This window comes from Bacillus sp. 205(2023) (assembly GCF_037027485.1).
Taxonomy (GTDB): domain Bacteria; phylum Bacillota; class Bacilli; order Bacillales; family Bacillaceae; genus Bacillus; species Bacillus halotolerans.
Map to the genome: position 1 here is coordinate 42,926 of NZ_JAXCHF010000001.1, position 23,661 is coordinate 66,586.

Consider the following 23,661-nt stretch of genomic DNA (forward strand, 5'->3'; position numbering starts at 1 on the left):
AAGGGTCAGGAGGAGCCAGTTATGTTTCGTAATGTAAAAGAATTAATTGAGATAACGAAAGAAAAGCAAATGTCCATCTCTGACATCATGATCGCTCAAGAGATGGAAGTAACAGAAAAAACAAAAGAAGAAATTTTTCAGCAGATGGATCACAATCTGACTGTTATGGAAGCGGCGGTTCAGAAAGGGCTTGAAGGGGTTACGAGTCAAACGGGCTTAACAGGCGGGGATGCCGTTAAATTACAGGCCTACATTCGATCTGGAAAAAGCCTGTCGGGAGCGCTGATTTTAGACGCGGTATCGAAAGCTGTGGCAACAAATGAAGTGAATGCCGCCATGGGAACAATCTGTGCGACACCGACAGCCGGATCTGCAGGTGTAGTGCCGGGTACGTTATTTGCCGTGAAAGAAAAACTGAACCCGACAAGAGAACAAATGATCCGCTTTTTATTTACGGCCGGAGCTTTCGGATTTGTCGTAGCAAATAATGCAAGTATTTCCGGTGCTGCCGGCGGGTGTCAGGCAGAGGTAGGATCTGCCTCGGGCATGGCAGCTGCGGCAATTGTTGAAATGGCAGGCGGAACACCTGAGCAAAGTGCGGAGGCCATGGCCATTACATTAAAAAATATGCTCGGCCTTGTGTGTGATCCTGTTGCGGGCCTTGTTGAAGTGCCTTGTGTGAAGCGGAATGCAATGGGCGCATCAAACGCGATGATTGCTGCTGATATGGCATTAGCAGGCATTACAAGCCGGATTCCATGTGACGAGGTCATCGATGCGATGTATAAAATCGGCCAAACGATGCCCACTGCCCTTAGAGAAACAGGCCAGGGCGGTTTAGCGGCCACACCGACGGGAAGAGAATTAGAGAAAAAAATATTCGGAGGAGCGCTGGGTTCAAGTGAAACAACATCAGCAAACTAGTATAGCCAACATTAAGGGCATTGGGCCGGAAACAGAAAAAACATTAAATGAACTCGGTATTTATGACATTTCTGATCTTCTGAATTATTTCCCTTATCGCTATGATGACTACGAGCTGAGGGATTTAGAAGAAGTACAGCATGATGAAAGAGTCACAGTTGAAGGGAAGGTTCATTCAGAGCCTTCTCTTACCTATTACGGAAAAAAACGAAACAGGCTGACATTTCGCCTTCTTGTCGGCCATTATTTAATCACTGCCATTTGTTTTAACCGTCCTTATTTAAAGAAAAAGCTTTCGCTGGGCTCTGTTGTGACGATTTCCGGTAAATGGGACAAGCACCGTCAGACCATTTCTGTTCAGGAATTAAAAAATGGGCCGCATCAAGAGGATAAAAGCATTGAACCAGTTTATTCCGTGAAAGAAAATGTCACCGTTAAAATGATGAGACGTTTTATTCAGCACGGGCTGACCCAATATGCAGACTCAATACCTGATCCTCTCCCGGAAAACCTTAAAATTCGCTATAAGCTGCCGGACTATCATCAAGCGTTAAAAGCGATGCACCAGCCAGAAACAAGAGAAGCATTAAAGCTGGCCAGACGCCGATTCGTTTACGAAGAATTTTTATTATTTCAGTTGAAAATGCAGGCGTTCCGAAAGGCGGAAAGAGAGCAGTCACAAGGGATACGGCAGCGTTTTTCAAACGAAGAACTCATGACATTTGTCAAAAGCCTCCCGTTTCCTCTCACCAACGCCCAGTCCCGCGTGCTCCGCGAAATAACAGCAGACATGTCTTCCCCATACAGAATGAACCGTCTTCTTCAAGGAGACGTCGGATCAGGAAAAACGGCAGTCGCTGCCATCGCGCTTTATGCGGCCATTTTATCCGGATATCAGGGAGCGCTTATGGTTCCGACAGAAATTCTTGCTGAACAGCATGCTGATTCCCTTGTTTCACTGTTTGAAAAGTGGGATGTCAATGTCGCCCTTCTGACAAGCTCTGTAAAAGGGAAGCGCCGAAGGGAATTGCTTGAGCGGCTTGGTGCGGGAGAGATTGATATTCTTGTAGGAACCCATGCTTTAATCCAGGATGAGGTCGAGTTTAAAGCGCTAAGTCTTGTCATCACGGATGAGCAGCACCGATTTGGAGTTGAACAGCGGAAGAAGCTTCGGAACAAAGGGCAGGATCCCGATGTGCTCTTTATGACAGCCACTCCGATTCCGAGAACCCTGGCGATTACTGTTTTCGGTGAAATGGATGTCTCCGTCATCGATGAGATGCCGGCGGGGCGGAAACAAATCGAGACCTATTGGGTGAAACATGACATGCTGGACCGTATTCTGGCATTCGTCGAAAAAGAATTAAAGCAGGGCAGACAGGCGTATATTATCTGTCCGCTGATCGAAGAATCAGACAAGCTTGATGTGCAAAACGCTATAGATGTATACAATATGCTTTCTGAGGTTTTCCGTGGAAAATGGAACGTCGGCCTTATGCACGGAAAACTGCATTCCGATGAAAAAGATCAGGTGATGAGGGAATTCAGCGCGAATACGTGTCAAATTCTCGTATCAACCACTGTTGTTGAAGTCGGAGTGAATGTTCCGAATGCAACGATTATGGTCATTTACGACGCCGATCGCTTTGGTTTGTCCCAACTTCACCAGCTGCGCGGCCGTGTCGGCCGCGGCGAGCACCAATCCTACTGCATTCTTATGGCTGATCCGAAATCAGAAACAGGAAAAGAACGGATGAGAATCATGTCGGAAACCAATGACGGCTTTGAACTGTCTGAAAAGGATTTGGAACTGAGAGGCCCGGGAGATTTCTTTGGAAAAAAACAAAGCGGAATGCCTGATTTTAAGGTGGCGGACATGGTTCATGATTACAGAGCGCTTGAAACGGCAAGGCAGGACGCTGCAAATCTGGTGGCTTCGGAAGCGTTCTGGAACGACCCTGAATATGGGGCGCTAAGAGAGCATTTGCTGAAAAGCGGAGTCATGGACGGGGAAAAATTGAGCTGAGATAAGAAGTTTTTGGTGTTTAGCCAGAAACAATCATTGCATTCCAATCTATGAAATTATATACTACTATTAGTACCTAGTCTTAATTTGCCGGATGGTGTTTAGATATGAGAAGAAATAAGAAAGAACGCCAGGAATTACTTCAGCAGACGATCAAAGCAACCCCATTTATTACAGATGAAGAATTAGCGGGAAAATTCGGAGTAAGCATTCAGACGATTCGTTTGGACCGCTTGGAGCTTTCCATACCGGAGCTGAGAGAAAGAATTAAGAACGTGGCAGAGAAAACGCTTGAAGATGAAGTGAAGTCCCTGTCACTAGACGAAGTCATCGGAGAAATTATTGACCTTGAGCTGGATGATCAGGCGATTTCTATTTTAGAAATAAAACAGGAGCATGTATTCAGCCGGAATCAAATTGCGAGAGGACACCATTTATTTGCTCAGGCGAATTCTTTGGCCGTTGCAATTATAGATGACGAATTGGCGCTGACTGCAAGTGCAGACATCCGCTTTACCAGGCAGGTAAAGCAGGGTGAGCGCGTCGTTGCGAAAGCGAAAGTGACGGCGGTTGAGAAAGATAAAGGAAGAACGGTTGTCGAAGTGAACAGCTATGTTGCAGAGGAAATTGTTTTTTCTGGACGCTTTGACATGTACCGTTCAAAACATTCATAAAGGTGGAGCATGCATGAGAATAGCTGTAGATGCAATGGGAGGAGACCACGCTCCCAAAGCTGTTATTGACGGAGTTATGAAGGGTATAGAGTCATTTGATGATCTTCATATTACACTTGTCGGTGACAAGACAACAATAGAATCGTATTTAACAACATCATCAGACCGCATCACGGTGCTGCACGCAGATGAAGTGATTGAGCCTACGGACGAACCGGTCCGCGCCGTGCGGAGAAAAAAGAACTCCTCTATGGTCCTGATGGCGCAGGAAGTTGCAGAAGGCAGAGCTGACGCCTGCATTTCAGCAGGAAATACCGGCGCGTTAATGACAGCCGGCCTGTTTATTGTGGGAAGAATTAAAGGGATTGACCGCCCTGCGCTTGCACCGACACTGCCGACTGTATCAGGCGGCGGGTTTCTGCTCCTTGATGTCGGCGCCAATGTAGATGCCAAGCCTGAGCATCTCGTTCAATACGCCATTATGGGTTCTGTTTATTCCCAGCAAGTCCGAGGCGTGACTTCACCGAGAGTCGGACTTTTGAATGTCGGAACAGAAGATAAAAAAGGAAACGAATTGACGAAGCAGACGTTCCAATTATTAAAAGAGGCAAACATCAACTTTATCGGAAACGTGGAAGCACGGGACCTTTTAGACGATGTAGCAGATGTCGTAGTAACGGACGGATTTACCGGGAATGTTACACTCAAAACGCTTGAAGGCTCTGCGATGTCCATTTTTAAAATGATGAAAGAAGCGCTCACGTCAAACTTTACATCTAAGCTTGCGGCCGCTGTGCTGAAGCCGAAGATGAAGGAAATGAAAATGAAAATGGATTATTCCGAATACGGCGGAGCAAGTCTTTTCGGTTTGAAAGCGCCGGTAATCAAGGCACACGGCTCTTCTGATGCCCGTGCGGTTTACCATGCGATCCGCCAAGCCAGAGAGATGGTCAGCCAAAACATGGCTGCGCTCATTCAGGAAGAAGTAAAAGAAGAAAAAACAGATGAATAGTCTGGAGGTTTTTACATCATGAGTAAGATTGCATTTTTATTCCCTGGTCAGGGATCTCAATTTATCGGCATGGGGAAAGAGCTTTATGAGCAGGTTCCAGATGCAAAACGTCTGTTCGATGAAGCGGACGAAACATTGGAAACAAAGCTCAGCTCACTGATTTTTGAAGGTGATGCCAAAGAATTAACCCTTACATACAATGCGCAGCCTGCTTTGCTGACGACTAGCATTGCTGTGCTTGAAAAATTTAAAGAATCAGGCATTACACCTGATTTCACAGCCGGACACAGCCTTGGAGAATATTCTGCACTGGTGGCGGCTGGCGCAATGAGCTTTAAAGACGCTGTTTATACTGTCAGAAAACGCGGTGAGTTCATGAACGAAGCGGTGCCGGCCGGAGAAGGAGCGATGGCTGCCATTCTCGGAATGGATGCCGACGTATTGAAACAAGTAACCGATAAAGTCACTGAGGATGGCCACCTTGTGCAGCTTGCCAATCTCAACTGTCCCGGACAAATCGTAATTTCCGGAACGGCAAAAGGAGTAGAGCTTGCATCTGAACAGGCAAAAGAGAACGGCGCTAAACGTGCGATTCCGCTTGACGTAAGCGGTCCGTTCCATTCTGAACTGATGAAGCCTGCCGCTGATAAGCTGAAGGAAGTCTTGGACTCGTGTGAACTGAAAGACGCAGACGTGCCGGTGATCTCAAATGTTTCTGCAGATGTGATGACAGATAAGGCAGACATTAAAGAGAAACTCATTGAGCAGCTGTACTCCCCGGTTCGTTTTGAGGAAACTGTTAACAAGCTGATCGCAGAGGGTGTTACGACGTTTATTGAAATCGGTCCCGGCAAAGTGCTTTCAGGCCTTGTGAAAAAAGTAAACAGACGCTTAAAAACCATTGCCGTATCAGACCCGGAAACGATTGAACTGGCAATTCAAACGCTTAAGGAGGAGAATGAGAATGCTTAATGAAAAAACAGCTGTTGTCACTGGCGCATCCCGCGGAATCGGCCGTTCAATCGCCCTTGACTTGGCCAAAAACGGTGCAAACGTTGTCGTTAACTACTCAGGCAGCGAAGCGAAAGCAAATGAAGTCGTAGATGAAATCAAATCAATGGGCAGAAAAGCAATTGCTGTCAAAGCCGATGTATCAAATCCTGAAGATGTACAAAACATGATAAAAGAAGCGATTTCTGTTTTCTCTACGATTGACATTCTAGTGAACAACGCCGGAATTACAAAAGACAATCTCATCATGAGAATGAAAGAAGATGAGTGGGATGATGTCATTAACATTAACCTGAAGGGTGTTTTCAACTGCACGAAAGCTGTGACAAGACAAATGATGAAGCAGCGTTCAGGCCGGATTATTAATGTATCGTCTATCGTCGGCGTCAGCGGAAATCCTGGACAAGCCAACTACGTGGCTGCAAAAGCAGGTGTGATCGGCTTAACAAAGTCTTCAGCTAAAGAGCTCGCAAGCCGCAACATCACAGTTAATGCGATTGCGCCTGGATTTATCTCAACTGATATGACAGATAAGCTTGCTAAGGACGTTCAAGATGAAATGCTGAAACAAATTCCGCTCGCTCGCTTTGGCGATCCCGGCGATGTCAGCAGCGTCGTCACGTTTCTTGCTTCAGAGGGAGCGCGTTACATGACAGGCCAGACGCTTCATATTGACGGCGGAATGGTAATGTAAGTTTTTTCTCGAAAATTTCATCATAGTTACTCTAGTTTTTTAAAAACGAATCCACTATAATACTTGAGGGGAGGTGAATTGCTATGGCAGATACATTAGAGCGTGTAACGAAAATCATCGTAGATCGCCTTGGCGTTGATGAAGCAGACGTCAAACTTGAAGCTTCTTTCAAGGAAGACTTAGGTGCTGATTCCCTGGATGTAGTTGAGCTTGTTATGGAACTTGAAGACGAGTTTGATATGGAAATTTCTGACGAAGATGCTGAAAAGATTGCAACAGTCGGCGACGCTGTGAACTACATACAAAACCAGCAATAAGCTGATGCTAAAAGTCCCGCCGAAACGCGGGGCTTTAGCCCTTTATTCGTGCAGTTATTACAGCATGCCGCTTTTACGCGCGCTGTATCCGGTTTAGTCAGAGAAGCGCGGTGAACCTGATGTGCCTATGGAGGTTACTATGTCAAAACACTCACATTATAAAGATAAGAAAAAGTTCTATAAAAAAATAGAACAATTTAAAGAGTTTCAAGAACGGATCTCGGTTCACTTTCAAAATGAAAAGCTTTTGTATCAAGCATTTACACATTCATCTTATGTGAATGAGCATCGGAAAAAGCCGTATGAAGATAATGAAAGGCTTGAATTTTTAGGTGACGCTGTTTTGGAACTGACGATCTCCAGATTCTTATTTGCCAAGTATCCGGCTATGAGTGAAGGAGATTTGACGAAATTGAGAGCCGCGATTGTATGCGAACCGTCTCTCGTTTCATTGGCTCACGAACTGTCATTCGGCGATCTTGTCCTATTAGGGAAAGGCGAGGAAATGACGGGCGGCAGAAAACGTCCTGCACTTTTGGCGGATGTCTTCGAAGCTTTTATCGGAGCCTTGTATCTTGACCAGGGATTAGAGCCGGTCGAAAGTTTCTTAAAAGTCTATGTGTTCCCTAAAATAAACGATGGTGCTTTTTCTCATGTGATGGATTTTAAAAGCCAGCTGCAGGAATACGTGCAGCGGGACGGCAAGGGCTCGCTGGAGTATAAAATATCCAACGAAAAAGGACCTGCCCATAACCGCGAATTCGAAGCCATCGTATCTCTAAAAGGTGAACCACTCGGAGTCGGAAACGGCCGTTCAAAGAAAGAAGCCGAACAGCACGCTGCTCAGGAAGCTCTAGCTAAATTGCAAAAACACCATACGAAACAATAAAATCCCCCTAAGTTATAAGGGGGATTTCAGTATGTTTGCCGTCTTATTTCATCCATGTTTATGATAAAATTGAAATACTTATTACATAAGGAGGATCGCTATGTTCCTCAAACGTTTAGACGTTATAGGATTTAAATCATTTGCAGAACGGATTTCCGTTGATTTTGTAAAAGGCGTCACTGCGGTTGTCGGCCCGAACGGAAGCGGAAAAAGCAATATCACAGACGCTATTCGCTGGGTTCTTGGAGAACAATCAGCACGTTCCCTTCGCGGCGGGAAAATGGAAGATATTATTTTTGCCGGCAGTGATTCGAGAAAACGGTTAAATCTTGCCGAAGTTACACTTACGCTTGATAATGGCGATCATTTTTTGCCAATTGACTTCCATGAGGTCAGTGTCACAAGACGTGTGTACAGATCTGGCGAGAGTGAATTTTTAATTAACAATCAGCCGTGCCGCTTAAAAGATATTATTGATTTATTTATGGACTCAGGACTTGGAAAAGAAGCATTTTCGATTATCAGCCAAGGGAAAGTGGAAGAAATCCTGAGCAGCAAAGCGGAGGATCGCCGCAGTATTTTTGAAGAAGCAGCAGGGGTGCTCAAATACAAAACGAGAAAGAAAAAAGCAGAAAACAAGCTGTTTGAAACCCAGGATAATTTAAACCGGGTAGAAGATATATTACATGAGCTGGAAGGCCAGGTTGAGCCTCTTAAAATACAGGCCTCAATCGCGAAAGACTACCTGGAGAAAAAGAAAGAGCTTGAGCACGTTGAAATTGCGCTGACCGCTTACGATATTGAAGAGCTGCACGCCAAATGGTCAAGCCTTCAGGAGAAAGTGCAAGCCGCTAAGGAAGAAGAGCTCGCTGAATCGTCTGCTATATCAGCAAAAGAAGCGAAAATTGAAGATGCGCGCGACAAAATTCAAGCGCTCGATGAATCAGTGGACGAGCTCCAGCAAGTCTTGCTTGTGACAAGTGAGGAGCTTGAAAAGCTGGAAGGGCGCAAAGAAGTACTGAAAGAACGCAAAAAAAACGCTGTGCAAAACCGAGAGCAGCTTGAAGAAGCCATCGTACAGTTTCAGCAAAAAGAAGCTGTGCTGAAAGAAGATCTTGCGAAGCAGGAAGCTGTTTTCGAAACGCTTCAGACAGAAGTGAAAGATTTAAAAGCACAGGTGAAGGAAAAGCATCAGGCTCTCAGTCTTCATAATGAAAATGTCGAAGAGAAAATTGAACAGCTGAAAAGCGATTACTTTGAGCTGTTAAACAGCCAGGCGTCGATTCGCAATGAGCTCCAGCTGCTTGATGACCAGATGTCCCAATCAGCCGTTACCCAGCAGAGGCTAGCTGATAATAATGAAAAGCATCTGCAGGAACGGCGCGATATTTCCGCCCAAAAAGCTGCATGTGAAACCGAGTTTGCCCGCATAGAGCAGGAGATTCACAGCCAAGTCGGCGCGTATCGTGAAATGCAGGTCAAATACGAGCAGAAAAAGCGTCAATATGAGAAAAATGAATCTGCTCTTTACCAAGCATACCAATACGTCCAGCAGGCGAGATCGAAAAAAGACATGCTTGAGACGATGCAGGGAGATTTCTCTGGCTTTTATCAAGGTGTTAAAGAGGTGCTGAAAGCGAAAGGGCGGCTTGGCGGTATTCGAGGGGCAGTTCTTGAACTGATTTCAACAGAACAAAAGTATGAAACGGCCATTGAAATAGCACTCGGAGCTTCAGCACAGCATGTCGTGACCGATGATGAACAGTCCGCCCGTAAAGCGATTCAATATTTAAAACAGAATTCGTTCGGCCGGGCGACATTTCTGCCGCTTTCTGTCATCAAAGACCGTCAGCTTCAAAGCAGGGACGCGGCAACTGCGGAGCAGCACCCGTCATTTCTCGGGGTTGCCAGTGATCTTGTCACATTTGATCCCGCGTATCGCCGTATCATTCAAAACCTGCTTGGCACCGTTCTGATTACAGAGCATTTAAAAGGCGCAAATGAGCTTGCGAAGCTGCTTGGACACCGTTACCGCATTGTTACTCTCGAGGGCGATGTCGTGAATCCTGGAGGTTCAATGACGGGGGGCGCCGTTAAAAAGAAAAACAACTCCCTGCTAGGAAGAAGCCGGGAATTAGAGGATGTCACCCAGCGGCTCGCTGAGATGGAAGAAAAAACAGCGCAGCTTGAACAAGAGGTCAAAATCCTTAAGCAATCCATTCAGGAGATGGAGAAAAAACTGGCTGATTTAAGAGAGGCCGGGGAAGGCTTAAGAGTGAAGCAGCAGGATGTGAAAGGCCAGCTGTATGAGCTTCAAGTCGCTGAGAAGAATATCAATACTCACTTAGAGCTCTATGATCAAGAAAAATCAGCTCTTTCAGAAAGCGATCAAGAGAAGAAAGCGCGCAAACGCGAACTGGAAGAAAAGCTTTCTTCCGTATCCGAAAAGATGAAACAGCTTGAAGAGGATATTGATAGACTGACAAAACAAAAACAGACACAGTCCTCTACAAAAGAGTCTCTCTCCAATGAGCTGACTGAGCTGAAGATCGCAGCAGCGAAAAAAGAGCAAGCATGTAAGAGCGAAGAGGACAACCTCGCTAGATTAAAGAAAGAGCTCCAAGAAACTGAGCTTGCTTTAAAAGAGACGAAAGAGGACCTAAGCTTCTTAACGTCAGAAATGTCATCAAGCACAAGCGGCGAAGAAAAACTGGAAGAGGCCGCGAAACATAAATTGAATGACAAAACAAAAACAATTGAATTGATTGCGTTAAGGCGTGACCAGAGAATCAAACTTCAGCAGGGGCTTGATACGTATGAGCGCGAGCTGAAAGAAATGAAGCGCCTGTATAAACAAAAAACAACGCTCTTAAAAGACGAAGAAGTAAAACTAGGCCGAATGGAAGTCGAGCTTGATAATTTGCTGCAATACTTGCGGGAAGAATACAGCTTGTCTTTTGAGGGAGCCAAAGAGAAATACCAGCTTGAAACAGATCCTGAGGAAGCACGAAAGCGCGTGAAGCTGATTAAACTCGCAATAGAAGAGCTTGGAACGGTAAACCTAGGAAGCATAGATGAGTTTGAGAGGGTTAACGAACGCTATCAATTCTTGTCAGAGCAAAAAGAAGATTTAACAGAAGCAAAAAATACCCTGTTCCAAGTGATTGAGGAAATGGACGAAGAGATGACGAAACGCTTTAATGACACATTCGTCCAAATCCGCTCTCACTTTGATCAAGTCTTCCGCTCCTTATTCGGAGGAGGACGAGCGGAATTAAGGCTTACCGATCCGAATGATCTGCTGCATTCCGGAGTGGAAATTATCGCGCAGCCGCCGGGGAAAAAACTGCAAAACTTAAACCTTTTGTCTGGCGGAGAGCGTGCGCTTACTGCTATTGCGCTCTTATTCTCAATTTTAAAGGTGCGCCCTGTGCCGTTTTGTGTTCTAGACGAGGTAGAAGCCGCGCTTGACGAAGCAAATGTGTTCCGGTTTGCGCAGTATTTGAAAAAATACAGTGCCGATACCCAGTTTATTGTGATTACCCACAGAAAAGGCACAATGGAGGAAGCTGATGTGCTTTATGGCGTGACGATGCAGGAATCCGGTGTTTCTAAGGTCATCTCAGTGAAGTTGGAAGAGACAAAAGAATTCGTTCAGTAACGAGGAAAGAGGTTATAAGATGAGTTTTTTTAAAAAATTAAAAGAGAAAATCACCAAACAGACAGATTCCGTATCTGAAAAGTTTAAGGACGGCCTTGAAAAAACGAGAAACTCCTTTCAAAACAAAGTGAATGATCTCGTGTCCCGTTACCGTAAAATTGATGAGGACTTCTTCGAAGAGCTTGAAGAGGTCCTGATCAGTGCTGATGTCGGTTTTACAACGGTTATGGAGCTGATAGACGAGCTCAAAAAAGAAGTGAAACGCAGAAATATTCAAGATCCGCAGGAAGTGCAGTCTGTTATTTCTGAGAAGCTGGTGGAGATTTATAACAGCGGAGACGAACAAATTTCTGAGCTGAACATTCTGGAAGGGCGTTTAAATGTTATTCTCCTAGTCGGCGTAAATGGAGTCGGCAAAACGACAACGATCGGAAAGCTTGCTCATAAACTAAAGCAAGAAGGGAAATCTGTTGTACTCGCTGCCGGAGACACTTTCAGAGCAGGAGCGATTGAACAGCTTGAAGTATGGGGAGAACGTACGGGTGTGCCTGTCATTAAGCAGGCGGCCGGCAGCGATCCTGCGGCTGTCATCTATGATGCTGTTCACGCTGCCAAAGCGAGAGAAGCCGATGTATTGATTTGTGATACGGCAGGGCGTCTTCAAAATAAGGTAAACCTGATGAAGGAGCTCGAAAAGGTGAAACGCGTTATCGAAAGAGAAGTGCCTGAAGCGCCTCATGAGGTGCTGCTTGCCCTTGATGCCACGACTGGACAAAACGCAATGGCACAGGCGAAGGAGTTCTCTAAAGCAACAAACGTTACAGGAATTGCTTTAACAAAGCTTGACGGCACTGCAAAAGGCGGCATTGTCCTTGCGATTCGCAACGAGCTTCATATTCCGGTTAAATTAGTCGGCTTAGGAGAAAAAGTTGATGATCTTCAGGAGTTTGACGCTGAATCTTACGTATACGGGCTCTTTTCAGATTTAGTGGAAAAAGCGGAGGATTAAAAAGACAGACAGCCCCCAAAAGCATTGGGGGCTGTTTTGTTATCGTCTCACTTGATAGGCGAAATGATAAAGGCTGTTATCAGTGGATAGCAATCTCGCATCACCTGAATAAACTCTGAATGGAATAATGTCATAGTAATGAACGGAAACAGATGTGTAATACGTGTAGTATCCAGCAGCAGGTCCTAAATACATTGGAACGTTAAACTTTCCGTTTTCATCAGTTGTTCCCGCAGCTGTCTGTGTTGTATTCCCGACTTTTGTATCTGCTTCGAAGCTGACTGGTGTGTTTGGCACTGGCGCTCCATTTTCGTCGAGCAATGTACCGCTTATCGTAATATTGTACTTGACTCGCCAAAATTGGCCCTGTCCGTAATTGATTTTGCCGTACACGCCTCCGTCCGTGCTAATATTTGAGATGGAGGCCTTATAAGGGGCTCCGGCCGCAGCTGCTTGCTGGGCGGGAAAAATAAATGGTAACACGGCAGCCAAGCATAACATAACCAATAAACCGATTTTTTTCATGAGAATCCTCCTTTAAAATAGGGTTCATATACAATATCGGAATAAATTAGATGATGTTTAGTTAATATTGGAAAAAGTGATCGTTGCTTTGACAAGATAAAAACTTGACACTCATATTAAAACCATGTAAACTAAGTTATCGTAAAGGGATTTGACTTAACAAAGGGGAGAGCTCATATGTCGCTCGAAAAGACAACGAGAATGAATTATCTGTTTGATTTTTATCAGTCGTTGTTGACGTCTAAACAGAAGAGCTATATGTCTCTTTATTATTTGGACGATTTCTCCCTTGGCGAAATAGCCGAAGAGTATGAGGTTTCAAGACAAGCTGTTTATGATAACATCAAACGAACAGAAGCGATGCTTGAACAATATGAAGAAAAGCTGCTCCTTTTGAAAAAGTTTCAGGAGCGTAAAGAGATGTTTAATAAGCTGAAGGAGCTTGCTTCCGGTACTAAAGAAGAGGAAGAAATTACAGCTCTGATTGAAGCGCTTGAGAAATTAGATTAGGAGGCGGCAAACTATGGCATTTGAAGGATTAGCCGACCGACTGCAGCAGACGATTTCTAAAATCCGCGGAAAAGGGAAAGTCAGCGAACAAGATGTAAAAGAAATGATGCGTGAGGTTCGTCTTGCGCTGCTTGAGGCTGACGTTAACTTTAAAGTAGTAAAGGATTTTGTGAAAAAAGTAAGTGAACGGGCTGTAGGCCAAGACGTCATGAAAAGCCTGACGCCCGGCCAGCAGGTCATTAAAGTCGTTAAAGAGGAACTGACAGAGCTGATGGGCGGCGAAGAAAGCAAAATTGCCGTCGCGAAGCGGCCGCCGACTGTTATTATGATGGTTGGTCTCCAGGGTGCCGGTAAAACGACAACGAGCGGTAAGCTTGCAAATCTGCTGCGCAAAAAGCATAATCGCAAACCGATGCTGGTTGCTGCCGATATTTACCGTCCTGCTGCAATCAAGCAGCTGGAAACGCTAGGCAAGCAGCTCGACATGCCTGTTTTTTCCCTTGGTGATCAGGTCAGCCCTGTAGAAATAGCCAAGCAGGCTATCGAAAAAGCCAAGGAAGAACACTATGATTATGTCATTTTGGATACGGCAGGCCGTTTGCATATCGACCATGAGCTTATGGATGAACTGACCCAAGTGAAAGAAATCGCGAATCCGGAAGAAATCTTTCTGGTTGTCGATTCAATGACCGGGCAGGATGCCGTGAATGTAGCCAAAAGCTTTAACGAACAGCTCGGTTTAACCGGTGTTGTGTTAACGAAGCTTGATGGAGACACGCGCGGGGGTGCTGCACTTTCCATTCGTGCGGTGACAAACACGCCGATTAAATTCGCCGGTTTAGGCGAAAAGCTTGATGCATTAGAAGCATTCCATCCTGAACGCATGGCATCAAGGATTCTCGGCATGGGTGACGTGTTAACATTGATTGAAAAAGCTCAGGCAACCGTCGATGAAGACAAGGCCAAAGAGCTGGAACAAAAAATGAGAACAATGAGCTTCACATTGGATGATTTTCTGGAGCAGCTCGGACAGGTCAGAAACATGGGACCTCTGGATGAGCTTCTGCAAATGATGCCGGGTGCAGGTAAGATGAAAGGCTTGAAAAATATTCAAGTTGATGAAAAGCAGCTGAATCATGTGGAAGCGATCATTAAATCAATGACTGTTCTTGAAAAAGAACAACCGGATATCATTAATGCCAGCCGGCGCAAGCGGATTGCGAAAGGAAGCGGGACGTCCGTACAGGAAGTCAACCGTCTGCTTAAGCAGTTTGACGAAATGAAAAAAATGATGAAGCAGATGACAAACATGTCAAAAGGAAAGAAAAAAGGATTTAAGTTACCTTTTATGTAATCGGTTATACATGATAAAACCGTTGTTAAGAAAAAACACTTTACAAACACTTTTATCATTGTTAATATACTATCTTGTTGAAATATTTTCGGAGGTGCTAGTAAAATGGCAGTAAAAATTCGTTTAAAACGTATGGGAGCAAAAAAATCTCCTTTCTATCGTATTGTTGTAGCAGATTCTCGTTCACCGCGTGACGGCCGTTTCATCGAAACAGTCGGCACTTACAACCCGGTTGCAAAACCAGCGGAAGTAAAAATCGATGAAGAGCTTGCTCTTAAATGGCTTCAAACTGGAGCGAAACCATCTGATACAGTTCGCAACTTGTTCTCTAGCCAAGGAATCATGGAAAAATTCCACAACGCTAAACAAGGCAAGTAATGACTGATCAACACTTGGAAGATTTGATTGTCACGATTGTGACGCCGCTTGTTGATCATCCAGATGACATTCGGGTCATAAGAGAAGAAACCGATCAAAAGATTGCGCTGCGCTTATCTGTTCATAAGTCAGATACCGGTAAAGTTATCGGGAAGCAAGGCCGGACTGCAAAAGCGATTCGAACAGCTGTATTTGCAGCTGGCGCACAGTCTTCTAAGAAAGTTCAATTTGAAATATTTGACTAAAAGGGAGAGGGCCGGCACCTCCCCTTTTTTTACACGCAAAAAACGGGTAAACTGATAGAAGATAAGACAAGATAGAAAAGTCTGGTCTTGAAAAAGTTTTAAAAGCAGGGAGCTTGGTGCGATGCAAATTATTCACCGTGTAGCCGTTATGCAAGTCTTAACCGAGCGCAGCAAAGAAAAGCTTTTATCTACTTTCACAGAAAAGAAGCAAATGCTTGAGCGAGAATGCAGCCAGCTCTATTTTCAGCTTAGAAAACATGAAAAAGAACAGCAGAACCCAGATGTAATTGAACAATTTAAAAAGGCAATAGAAAAACGAAAAGATAATATGAAAATGATCGATTTTCAAATTACCCAAGTACATACATTACCGCTTGGCAGTGAAATGAAAGAAAAGGAAATCGATGCGCTGCTGACCATTGAAGTCGGAGATGACTGGCATGAGAAAACAGCAGCAAACACCATCGTCATAAAAGACGGAACAGTAATTGAAATTCGCCAGAGGTGATCATATGACAAAGCGATGGTTTAATGTCGGTAAAATTGTAAATACCCACGGAATTAAAGGCGAGGTGCGGGTCATTTCAAAAACGGATTTTGCCGAAGAACGGTACAAGCCGGGCAACACGCTGTATTTGTTTATGGACGGACGCCAAGAACCGATAGAGGTAACGGTAAACACGTACAGGCTGCATAAGCAATTTCATCTGCTGCAGTTTAAAGAAAGACAAAGCCTGAATGAAGTAGAGGAACTGAAAAACGCCATCATCAAAGTTCCTGAAGAGGATTTGGGTGAGCTGAATGAAGGAGAATTTTATTTCCACGAAATTATCGGCTGTGAAGTTTTTACCGAAGAAGGCGAACTGATCGGAAAGGTGAAAGAAATTTTAACACCGGGAGCCAATGATGTATGGGTAATCGGGCGTAAAGGTAAAAAAGACGCGCTGATCCCTTACATTGAATCAGTCGTCAAACAGATTGATATCAGCGAAAAGAAAATTGAGATTCAACTCATGGAAGGATTAATAGACGAATGAAAATCGATTTTTTGACGCTGTTTCCTGAAATGTTTGAAGGGGTGCTCGGTTCATCCATTCTTCAAAAAGCCCAAGAAAAAGAAGCAGTGCAGTTCCAGATCGTCAATTTCCGGGAGTATTCTGATAACAAGCATAATACAGTGGATGATTATCCTTACGGTGGCGGTGCAGGTATGGTGCTGAAGCCTCAGCCTGTTTTTGACGCGGTTGAGGATCTGACCTCAAAAGCCGACAGTCCGCCGCGCGTTATCCTCGTCTGCCCGCAAGGTGAGCGTTTCACACAAAAAAAAGCCGAGGAATTGGCAAAAGAAGAGCATTTGCTGTTTATCTGCGGCCATTATGAAGGCTATGATGAGCGAATCCGCGAGCATTTGGTGACAGATGAAATATCAATTGGCGACTTCGTTCTGACAGGCGGTGAGCTGCCTGCGATGATGATTGCTGACAGTGTCGTCAGGCTGCTTCCGGGTGTGCTTGGCAAAGAGGCTTCCCACATAGAGGATTCGTTCAGTACGGGGCTCTTGGAGCATCCGCATTATACAAGACCGGCAGATTATAAAGGTTTAAAAGTGCCTGAAACACTTCTATCAGGAAACCATGCTAAAATCAAAGAATGGCGGAATAAAGAATCGATCAGAAGAACCTATTTAAGACGCCCGGATCTTCTGAAAGACTATCCGCTTACAGAGCAAGAAAGAAAATGGATTTCTGAATGGGAAAAAGAATAGATTTTATTGCATAGGCTATGAAATTGTGATAAGATACTACTTGTGGCTTGAACGGGCTTATCCGTTGAAAGCTTGAAAACGATGTTCCGCTGTGCCGGGTTTTGAGGCCAAGAGCATCTGTTGGAAGGAGTTGAAAACGATGCAAAAACTAATTGAAGATATCACAAAAGAACAGCTTCGTACTGATCTTCCTACGTTCCGTCCTGGTGACACTTTACGTGTACACGTAAAAGTTGTTGAGGGTAACCGTGAGCGTATCCAGATCTTTGAAGGTGTTGTGATCAAGCGTCGTGGTGGTGGAATCAGCGAAACGTTCACAGTTCGTAAGATTTCTTACGGTGTTGGCGTTGAACGTACTTTCCCTGTACACACACCAAAAATCGCGAAAATCGAAGTTGTACGTTACGGTAAAGTACGCCGTGCTAAGCTTTACTATCTGCGTGAACTTCGCGGAAAAGCGGCTCGTATTAAAGAAATCAGACGATAATGATAACGAACGAAAAGAGCTTGTTACCAGTAACAGGCTCTTTTTTTATACAGAATTTGAAAATGCCGGTCAGGCATCGTAAAATACATAAAGAACAACTAAGAATCTTGCACACTTAGAAGATAAAGGCGGTGTTCGTGTCACATGACAATCCAATGGTTCCCTGGCCATATGGCAAAGGCAAGACGGGAAGTAACCGAAAAATTAAAATTAATCGATATTGTATATGAATTGGTAGATGCCAGAATCCCGATGTCATCAAGAAACCCAATGATTGAAGACATCTTGAAAAATAAGCCGAGAATTATGCTGTTAAATAAAGCTGACAAAGCAGATGCGGCAGTTACACAGCAGTGGAAAGAGCACTTTGAGAACCAAGGAATCCGCTCTCTGTCCATTAATTCTGTAAATGGCCAAGGATTAAATCAAATCGTTCCGGCTTCAAAAGATATCCTGCAGGAGAAATTTGACCGGATGAGAGCAAAAGGTGTAAAGCCAAGAGCGATCCGGGCGCTGATCATCGGCATTCCGAACGTCGGAAAATCAACGCTTATCAACCGGCTGGCAAAGAAAAACATTGCGAAAACCGGAGACAGACCGGGTATCACAACATCTCAGCAATGGGTCAAAGTCGGAAAAGAATTAGAGCTTTTAGACACTCCGGGGATTTTATGGCCTAAATTTGAGGATGAGCTTGTCGGGTTGAGGCTGGCAGTTACGGGGGCTATTAAAGACTCGATTATCAATCTTCAGGATGTTGCCGTGTTTGGCCTCCGTTTTCTCGAAGAACATTATCCTGAACGGCTTAAAGAACGCTACGGGCTCGATGAGATACCCGAAGACATCGCGGAGCTGTTTGATGCAATAGGTGAAAAACGCGGCTGCCTCATGAGCGGTGGGCTTATTAACTACGATAAAACGACTGAAGTGATCATTCGTGATATCCGCACAGAAAAGTTCGGGAGGCTGTCATTCGAACAGCCGACGATGTAAAGACGCGCAGAAATGCGGGTCTTTATTTTTTCCTGACAGGACCGATACATACAGTAAGGGAGAAGAGAAAGTGAATACATTAACCGTAAAAGACATTAGAGACCGTCTGCAAGAGATAAGAGATGACCAGGACCCATTTCTTGCCCAGTGTGAAAATGATCCGAGAAAAAGCGTACAAGCGCTTGTAGAGCAATGGCTGAAAAAGCACGCAAAGGAAAAAGCGCTAAAAGATCAGTGGGTGAATATGACCTCCTATGAAAGGCTTGCGAGAAACAAGGGGTTTCGTTTTATTGCAGGAGTAGACGAAGTAGGGCGGGGCCCATTGGCAGGGCCGGTGGTCGCCAGCGCAGTCATCCTTCCTGAGGAATGCGAAATACTTGGACTCACAGACTCAAAAAAGCTTACAGAAAAAAAGCGTGAGGAATATTACGATCTCATTATGAAAGAAGCTGTGGCAGTCGGCATAGGAATTGTAGAAGCAGCTGTTATTGATGAGATCAATATTTATGAAGCCTCAAAATTGGCAATGGTCGAAGCAATCCGCGATTTGTCCGATACACCCGATTATTTGCTCGTTGACGCGATGACACTGCCGCTCGATACGTCTCAGTCTTCAATTATAAAAGGTGATGCCAGAAGCGTGTCTATCGCAGCAGGTGCGTGTATTGCGAAAGTAACGAGAGACCGGATGATGAGCGCATATGCCGAAAAGTATCCGCAGTACGGCTTTGAAAAAAATAAAGGCTATGGGACAAAAGAGCATCTTGAAGCGCTCGCAGCTTATGGACCGACCGACTTGCACCGGAAAACTTTCGCTCCTGTTCAATCTTACAGATAATCTAATGGACAAGGAGGCACCTTTTGAAATGAACATACGAAATGATGTACAGCAGGCGCTCAAAAACCTTTTTGGAAACACTGCAGCTCCGCAGGAAACATCAAATACAACCGATGAATCAAATACCGTAAAGCGTCTCCTTTTAGGAAAAGTGCTTCGTTTATTAGGGGACCAGCATGCACTGATCCAAGTAGGGAATCAAACGATTCAAGGCAAACTTGAAACCCAGCTTCGCCCTCAGGCGTATTACTGGTTTTCCTACGAAAAAAAACCAGCGGAACAGACAGGCCGTCTCCAGGTTGTTCAAAGCTTTGACCAAAATCCCAAAACCATTGAGGATGCAGCGGGCAAGCTTCTGAACGCTATTTCAGTGAAGCTGTCAAACGCATCCCTTATGATGGCTGGCGCAATGCTGAAAAGCAAAACACCCATCACAGAAAATGATATCAAAACAGCCGTCCGCTGGATGGACACGCTGCCTGCGACAGACACAAAAAAAGCCATCGAAACAGTTTTATTTGCCTTAAAGCGGGATCTCCCCGTTCACCCCGATGTTTTGAGCGGAGTTCATGCTGTCAAATCACCTGTACCGCTCCATCAGCACTTATCTCAGCTGATTCAGGCTATTCATCAAAATCCTCAGCCGAGCCAGACGCTGACAAAGCTAAAAGAAGCCGTTACGGCACTTTTTAATAGTGAAACAGATGTCCATGCAGAACGTCTTATCGAGAAGCTTATCTCGTTAACGAATCATAACAGATCTGCTTCTTCAGTCAGTACAGCTGGAAACCGGGAGCTTAGCGCAGCAGACGGCTCCGCAGGAAAGGCAAACTGGGCGCCTGCAAACCCGCAGGAGCAGCAGCGAAACATACGAGACGGTGCCGCTAAAACTGTCTCAGACATTCCAATGAAAGAAGCAGGAAGGCTGTTGGCCACACTGACGGAAGCTGCGGATAAAAACGGCAATACAATCGTAAAAGAAGCAGCGAATTGGATAAAGGCTGTTATTTCCTCTAGTCAAAATAAGCCTGAGGCAGCAGCATCTGCTTTGCAGGCCGCGCAAGTCACGGATCAAGAAGCAGAAGTGTTTTTAAAGGCTGTTCAGCAGACAGCTCCTAATTTGGCGGATAAGGCAGATGTTCTTTCCTTCTTATCCAAAGTGAAAATGGCAATAGGCGCTCGAGATGAGCTTGCTTTTATTAAAGCGTTTGAACAAGGCGCCGCAGTGCTGCCCGATGATATTCAATCAGTTAAGATGGCTCTTCATGCTGCCAGAGCGTCACATGAGTTAGCGGAACCTGTCAAACAGGAAGCGGATCAGCTCTTCCATAAATTAAACGGTCAGCTTCTCATGCAGCAGGATCATCCTTCCTACAGCCAAATTGTGATGTCATTTCCGATGTTTTCAAAATCGGGGGTTCAGGACATGACTGTTCTGTTTAAAGGACAAAAAGAAGCGGATGGAAAGCTCGATCCTTCCCATTGCCGGCTCTTGTTTTTACTGCAATTGGATACGTTAAAAGAAACAGTTGTTGACTGCCTGATACAGCAGCAAGTCATGACGATTACAATTGAGACGGACTTTGAACTTCAGCCGGCAATCGATCCCATGGTGCCCGCCCTCAAGCAATCGCTCAAAGAAATGGGCTACAGTCTTTCAGGAGTTAACGCTAAAAAACGCCTTCAATCTGATGAAAAGGCTACAATTGATCAATACATAACAAGCATCAGTGATCAGGGAGTGGATGTGAAAATATGAACGAACAAACGCCTTTAAGAAAAGCCGTAGCTCTCCATTATGACGAAAAAAAAGACAAGGCGCCAAGAGTAATTGCAACCGGGAAGGGCCATGTTGCTGACAACATTATCAAAGAAGCTAAAAAGGCGGGGGTCCCGATCCAAGAAGATCGGACCCTTGTCGAATTAATGCGCCATTTGACTGTGGATGACCAGATCCCGGAAGCACTTTATGAAACGGTAGCCGAGATTTTTTCTTTCATTTACAGATTGGACGAAAGTGTAAAAAATAAAAAATAGCTAAAATATTCCCCATTCTCCGCTTGAAATTTATGTTTTTAATAAAATAAAAGTTTGAATGTTTAGAAGGATTTTAAGATTTTGCATCGAACTCTAGACAATTCTTCCAGTATTATATAGAATGAAAGCGCAGTCTATTTTTAGTTTTGTTACATAAGTTAGGAGGATGGGAAATGAATATCCATGAGTACCAGGGAAAAGAAGTCCTCAGAAAATATGGGGTATCTGTTCCTGAAGGTAAAGTGGCTTTTACAGCAGAAGAAGCAGTTGAAAAAGCAAAGAGCTTATCCAGCTCGGTTTATGTCGTAAAGGCTCAAATTCATGCTGGCGGTCGAGGCAAAGCTGGTGGGGTAAAAATAGCAAAATCATTAGACGAAGTAAAAGCGTATGCCGAAGAACTTTTAGGTAAGACCCTAGTTACACATCAGACGGGTCCGGACGGGCAAGTAATAAAACGCTTACTTATTGAAGAAGGCTGCGATATTAAAAAGGAATACTATGTGGGGTTAGTGCTTGACCGTGCCACTTCAAGAATTGTTCTGATGGCCTCCGAAGAAGGCGGAACAGAAATTGAAGAAGTAGCAGAGAAAACACCGGAAAAAATCAAAAAGGCTGTCATTGATCCGGCTGTTGGCCTCCAAGGTTATCAAGCTAGAGAAATTGCATTCGCTATCAATATTCCAAAAGAGCTTGTGGGGAAAGCTGCTAAATTTATGCTTGGACTATACAAAGCGTTTGTTGAGAAAGACTGCTCAATCGCCGAAATCAATCCTCTCGTTGTAACTGGAGACGGGAATGTGATGGCGCTTGATGCGAAATTAAATTTTGACAGCAACGCATTATACAGACAAAAAGATATTATGGAATACAGAGATTTGGACGAAGAAGATCCAAAAGAAATTGAAGCGTCTAAATACGATCTGAGCTACATTTCCCTTGATGGAAATATCGGATGCATGGTAAACGGCGCTGGACTAGCAATGTCCACGATGGATATCATTAAACATTATGGAGGAGAACCGGCCAACTTCCTTGATGTCGGGGGCGGCGCAACCGCAGAAAAAGTCACGGAAGCATTTAAAATCATTCTTTCTGATCAAAATGTTAAAGGGATTTTCGTCAACATTTTCGGAGGCATTATGAAATGTGATGTCATCGCAGAAGGGGTTGTTGAAGCGACAAGGCAAGTCGGTTTAACATTGCCGCTTGTCGTCCGTCTTGAAGGAACAAACGTGGATCTAGGGAAGAAAATCCTTAGTGAATCAGGATTAAATATTACATCTGCGGAATCCATGGCTGACGGCGCGCAGAAAATCGTATCTTTAGTATAGGAAAGAATGAAAGGCAGGGGACCAAATAATGAGTGTTTTTATCAATAAAGATACAAGAGTTATTGTACAAGGGATTACAGGTTCTACCGCTTTATTCCATACGAAGCAGATGCTTGAATACGGCACAAATATCGTGGGCGGTGTGACACCTGGAAAAGGCGGAACAGAAGTGGAAGGGGTACCTGTATTTAATACAGTGGCTGATGCAGTTCATACGACTGGCGCAAATGCGTCTGTTATCTATGTTCCGGCACCGTTTGCAGCTGATGCAATTATGGAAGCGGTAGATGCGGAGCTTGATCTGGTCATTTGCATCACAGAGCATATCCCGGTATTAGATATGGTAAAAGTGAAACGCTTTATGGAAGGCAAGAAAACGAGATTAATAGGACCGAACTGTCCTGGCGTCATCACGCCTGATGAATGTAAAATCGGCATTATGCCCGGATATATCCATAAAAAGGGTCATGTAGGCGTTGTATCGCGTTCAGGAACATTAACATACGAAGCGGTGCATCAGCTGTCAGAAGCGGGTGTAGGACAGTCTACAGCTGTTGGAATCGGCGGCGATCCTGTAAATGGAACCAACTTCATTGACGTTTTAAAAGCGTTTAACGAAGATCCTGAAACACACGCTGTCATCATGATCGGCGAAATCGGCGGTACAGCTGAAGAGGAAGCTGCTGAGTGGGTAAAAGCCAACATGACAAAACCGGTAGTCGGATTCATTGGCGGTAAAACAGCACCTCCAGGGAAGCGCATGGGACATGCAGGCGCCATCATTTCCGGCGGAAAAGGCACGGCTGATGAAAAAATCAAAACACTTAATGAATGCGGAATCGAAGTTGCAGAGACACCTTCTGTCATGGGAGAAACATTAATTAAAGTGTTGAAAGAAAAGAATTTATTTGAAACGTGCAAAACTCATTAATAGAGAAGGGACAGCCATCTTGGCTGTTCCTGCTTTTGCTGTTAAAAGGA

General features: G+C 44.6%; 25 protein-coding genes. 24 read left to right on the forward strand and 1 reads right to left on the reverse strand.

Features of this window, described 5'->3' with window-relative positions:
* Window positions 1-21: 21 nt before the first annotated feature.
* The 10 genes from sdaAA to ftsY all read left to right on the forward strand — a co-directional run bounded on the left by sdaAA (window position 22) and on the right by ftsY (window position 12,217).
* Complete coding sequence (gene sdaAA, locus WA325_RS00215; RefSeq protein WP_024121370.1) at window positions 22-924, forward strand: L-serine ammonia-lyase, iron-sulfur-dependent, subunit alpha; 903 nt, start codon at window positions 22-24, stop codon at window positions 922-924.
* On the forward strand, window positions 902-2,950 hold the full coding sequence (gene recG / locus WA325_RS00220; RefSeq protein ID WP_024121371.1) for an ATP-dependent DNA helicase RecG: 2,049 nt from the start codon (window positions 902-904) through the stop codon (window positions 2,948-2,950). The genes sdaAA and recG overlap by 23 nt, the downstream gene beginning before the upstream one ends.
* A gap of 107 nt (window positions 2,951-3,057) precedes the next feature.
* Window positions 3,058-3,624, forward strand: a complete 567-nt coding sequence (fapR, locus tag WA325_RS00225) for a transcription factor FapR (protein WP_024121372.1) — start codon at window positions 3,058-3,060, stop codon at window positions 3,622-3,624.
* Between the two features lie 13 nt (window positions 3,625-3,637).
* Window positions 3,638-4,636: a phosphate acyltransferase PlsX gene (plsX, locus tag WA325_RS00230; RefSeq protein WP_024121373.1), complete on the forward strand. Its 999-nt coding sequence runs from the start codon at window positions 3,638-3,640 to the stop codon at window positions 4,634-4,636.
* Window positions 4,637-4,654: 18 nt separating this feature from the next.
* Complete coding sequence (gene fabD / locus WA325_RS00235; RefSeq protein ID WP_336183041.1) at window positions 4,655-5,608, forward strand: ACP S-malonyltransferase; 954 nt, start codon at window positions 4,655-4,657, stop codon at window positions 5,606-5,608.
* Window positions 5,601-6,341: a 3-oxoacyl-[acyl-carrier-protein] reductase gene (gene fabG / locus WA325_RS00240; RefSeq protein ID WP_024121375.1), complete on the forward strand. Its 741-nt coding sequence runs from the start codon at window positions 5,601-5,603 to the stop codon at window positions 6,339-6,341. Before fabD ends, fabG begins: the two co-directional genes overlap by 8 nt.
* 83 nt (window positions 6,342-6,424) lie before the next feature.
* Window positions 6,425-6,658, forward strand: coding sequence for an acyl carrier protein (acpP, locus tag WA325_RS00245; RefSeq protein WP_003154310.1), 234 nt, complete (start codon window positions 6,425-6,427; stop codon window positions 6,656-6,658).
* Window positions 6,659-6,797: 139 nt separating this feature from the next.
* Complete coding sequence (gene rncS, locus WA325_RS00250; RefSeq protein WP_010334220.1) at window positions 6,798-7,547, forward strand: ribonuclease III; 750 nt, start codon at window positions 6,798-6,800, stop codon at window positions 7,545-7,547.
* Window positions 7,548-7,647: 100 nt separating this feature from the next.
* A complete protein-coding gene (smc, locus tag WA325_RS00255) occupies window positions 7,648-11,208 on the forward strand; it encodes a chromosome segregation protein SMC (protein ID WP_336183042.1) in 3,561 nt (1,186 codons plus the stop codon).
* A 19-nt stretch (window positions 11,209-11,227) separates the two neighbouring features.
* A complete protein-coding gene (ftsY, locus tag WA325_RS00260) occupies window positions 11,228-12,217 on the forward strand; it encodes a signal recognition particle-docking protein FtsY (protein WP_202852530.1) in 990 nt (329 codons plus the stop codon).
* A 39-nt stretch (window positions 12,218-12,256) separates the two neighbouring features.
* Here ftsY and WA325_RS00265 read toward each other — a convergent pair whose 3' ends face one another.
* Window positions 12,257-12,742 carry an Ig-like domain-containing protein gene (locus WA325_RS00265; RefSeq protein ID WP_105954224.1) on the reverse strand — a complete coding sequence of 162 codons (486 nt, stop codon included), beginning with the start codon at window positions 12,740-12,742 and terminating at the stop codon, window positions 12,257-12,259.
* 177 nt (window positions 12,743-12,919) lie between these two features.
* Here WA325_RS00265 and WA325_RS00270 point away from each other — a divergent pair, with 177 nt between their 5' ends.
* From WA325_RS00270 to sucD, 14 genes are all read left to right on the forward strand, one after another.
* Complete coding sequence (locus WA325_RS00270) at window positions 12,920-13,252, forward strand: putative DNA-binding protein (protein ID WP_024121379.1); 333 nt, start codon at window positions 12,920-12,922, stop codon at window positions 13,250-13,252.
* A gap of 13 nt (window positions 13,253-13,265) precedes the next feature.
* Window positions 13,266-14,606, forward strand: coding sequence for a signal recognition particle protein (ffh, locus tag WA325_RS00275; protein ID WP_024121380.1), 1,341 nt, complete (start codon window positions 13,266-13,268; stop codon window positions 14,604-14,606).
* A 105-nt stretch (window positions 14,607-14,711) separates the two neighbouring features.
* The gene (gene rpsP / locus WA325_RS00280; RefSeq protein WP_003220815.1) at window positions 14,712-14,984 is read left to right on the forward strand and encodes a 30S ribosomal protein S16; all 273 of its coding nucleotides are present in this window, start codon (window positions 14,712-14,714) and stop codon (window positions 14,982-14,984) included.
* Complete coding sequence (locus tag WA325_RS00285) at window positions 14,984-15,229, forward strand: KH domain-containing protein (RefSeq protein WP_024121381.1); 246 nt, start codon at window positions 14,984-14,986, stop codon at window positions 15,227-15,229. The genes rpsP and WA325_RS00285 overlap by 1 nt, the downstream gene beginning before the upstream one ends.
* A gap of 121 nt (window positions 15,230-15,350) precedes the next feature.
* On the forward strand, window positions 15,351-15,737 hold the full coding sequence (locus WA325_RS00290) for a YlqD family protein (RefSeq protein WP_024121382.1): 387 nt from the start codon (window positions 15,351-15,353) through the stop codon (window positions 15,735-15,737).
* Between the two features lie 4 nt (window positions 15,738-15,741).
* The gene (gene rimM, locus WA325_RS00295; RefSeq protein ID WP_202852532.1) at window positions 15,742-16,266 is read left to right on the forward strand and encodes a ribosome maturation factor RimM; all 525 of its coding nucleotides are present in this window, start codon (window positions 15,742-15,744) and stop codon (window positions 16,264-16,266) included.
* Complete coding sequence (trmD, locus tag WA325_RS00300; protein WP_326374121.1) at window positions 16,263-16,994, forward strand: tRNA (guanosine(37)-N1)-methyltransferase TrmD; 732 nt, start codon at window positions 16,263-16,265, stop codon at window positions 16,992-16,994. The genes rimM and trmD overlap by 4 nt, the downstream gene beginning before the upstream one ends.
* 139 nt (window positions 16,995-17,133) lie before the next feature.
* Window positions 17,134-17,481 (forward strand): 50S ribosomal protein L19, encoded by a 348-nt coding sequence (gene rplS, locus WA325_RS00305; protein WP_010334229.1) that lies wholly within the window; start codon window positions 17,134-17,136, stop codon window positions 17,479-17,481.
* 144 nt (window positions 17,482-17,625) lie between these two features.
* On the forward strand, window positions 17,626-18,474 hold the full coding sequence (gene ylqF, locus WA325_RS00310) for a ribosome biogenesis GTPase YlqF (RefSeq protein ID WP_010334231.1): 849 nt from the start codon (window positions 17,626-17,628) through the stop codon (window positions 18,472-18,474).
* A gap of 70 nt (window positions 18,475-18,544) precedes the next feature.
* On the forward strand, window positions 18,545-19,312 hold the full coding sequence (locus tag WA325_RS00315) for a ribonuclease HII (RefSeq protein ID WP_248336759.1): 768 nt from the start codon (window positions 18,545-18,547) through the stop codon (window positions 19,310-19,312).
* Window positions 19,313-19,340: 28 nt separating this feature from the next.
* Window positions 19,341-21,071: a hypothetical protein gene (locus WA325_RS00320; protein WP_336183043.1), complete on the forward strand. Its 1,731-nt coding sequence runs from the start codon at window positions 19,341-19,343 to the stop codon at window positions 21,069-21,071.
* Window positions 21,068-21,349: a FlhB-like flagellar biosynthesis protein gene (locus WA325_RS00325; RefSeq protein ID WP_322009282.1), complete on the forward strand. Its 282-nt coding sequence runs from the start codon at window positions 21,068-21,070 to the stop codon at window positions 21,347-21,349. Before WA325_RS00320 ends, WA325_RS00325 begins: the two co-directional genes overlap by 4 nt.
* Window positions 21,350-21,522: 173 nt before the next feature.
* Window positions 21,523-22,680: an ADP-forming succinate--CoA ligase subunit beta gene (gene sucC / locus WA325_RS00330; protein ID WP_003238568.1), complete on the forward strand. Its 1,158-nt coding sequence runs from the start codon at window positions 21,523-21,525 to the stop codon at window positions 22,678-22,680.
* 28 nt (window positions 22,681-22,708) lie between these two features.
* Entirely contained in the window at window positions 22,709-23,611 is a 903-nt protein-coding gene (gene sucD, locus WA325_RS00335; protein ID WP_024121388.1) for a succinate--CoA ligase subunit alpha, read from the forward strand.
* The last annotated feature ends 50 nt before the right edge of the window (window positions 23,612-23,661 follow it).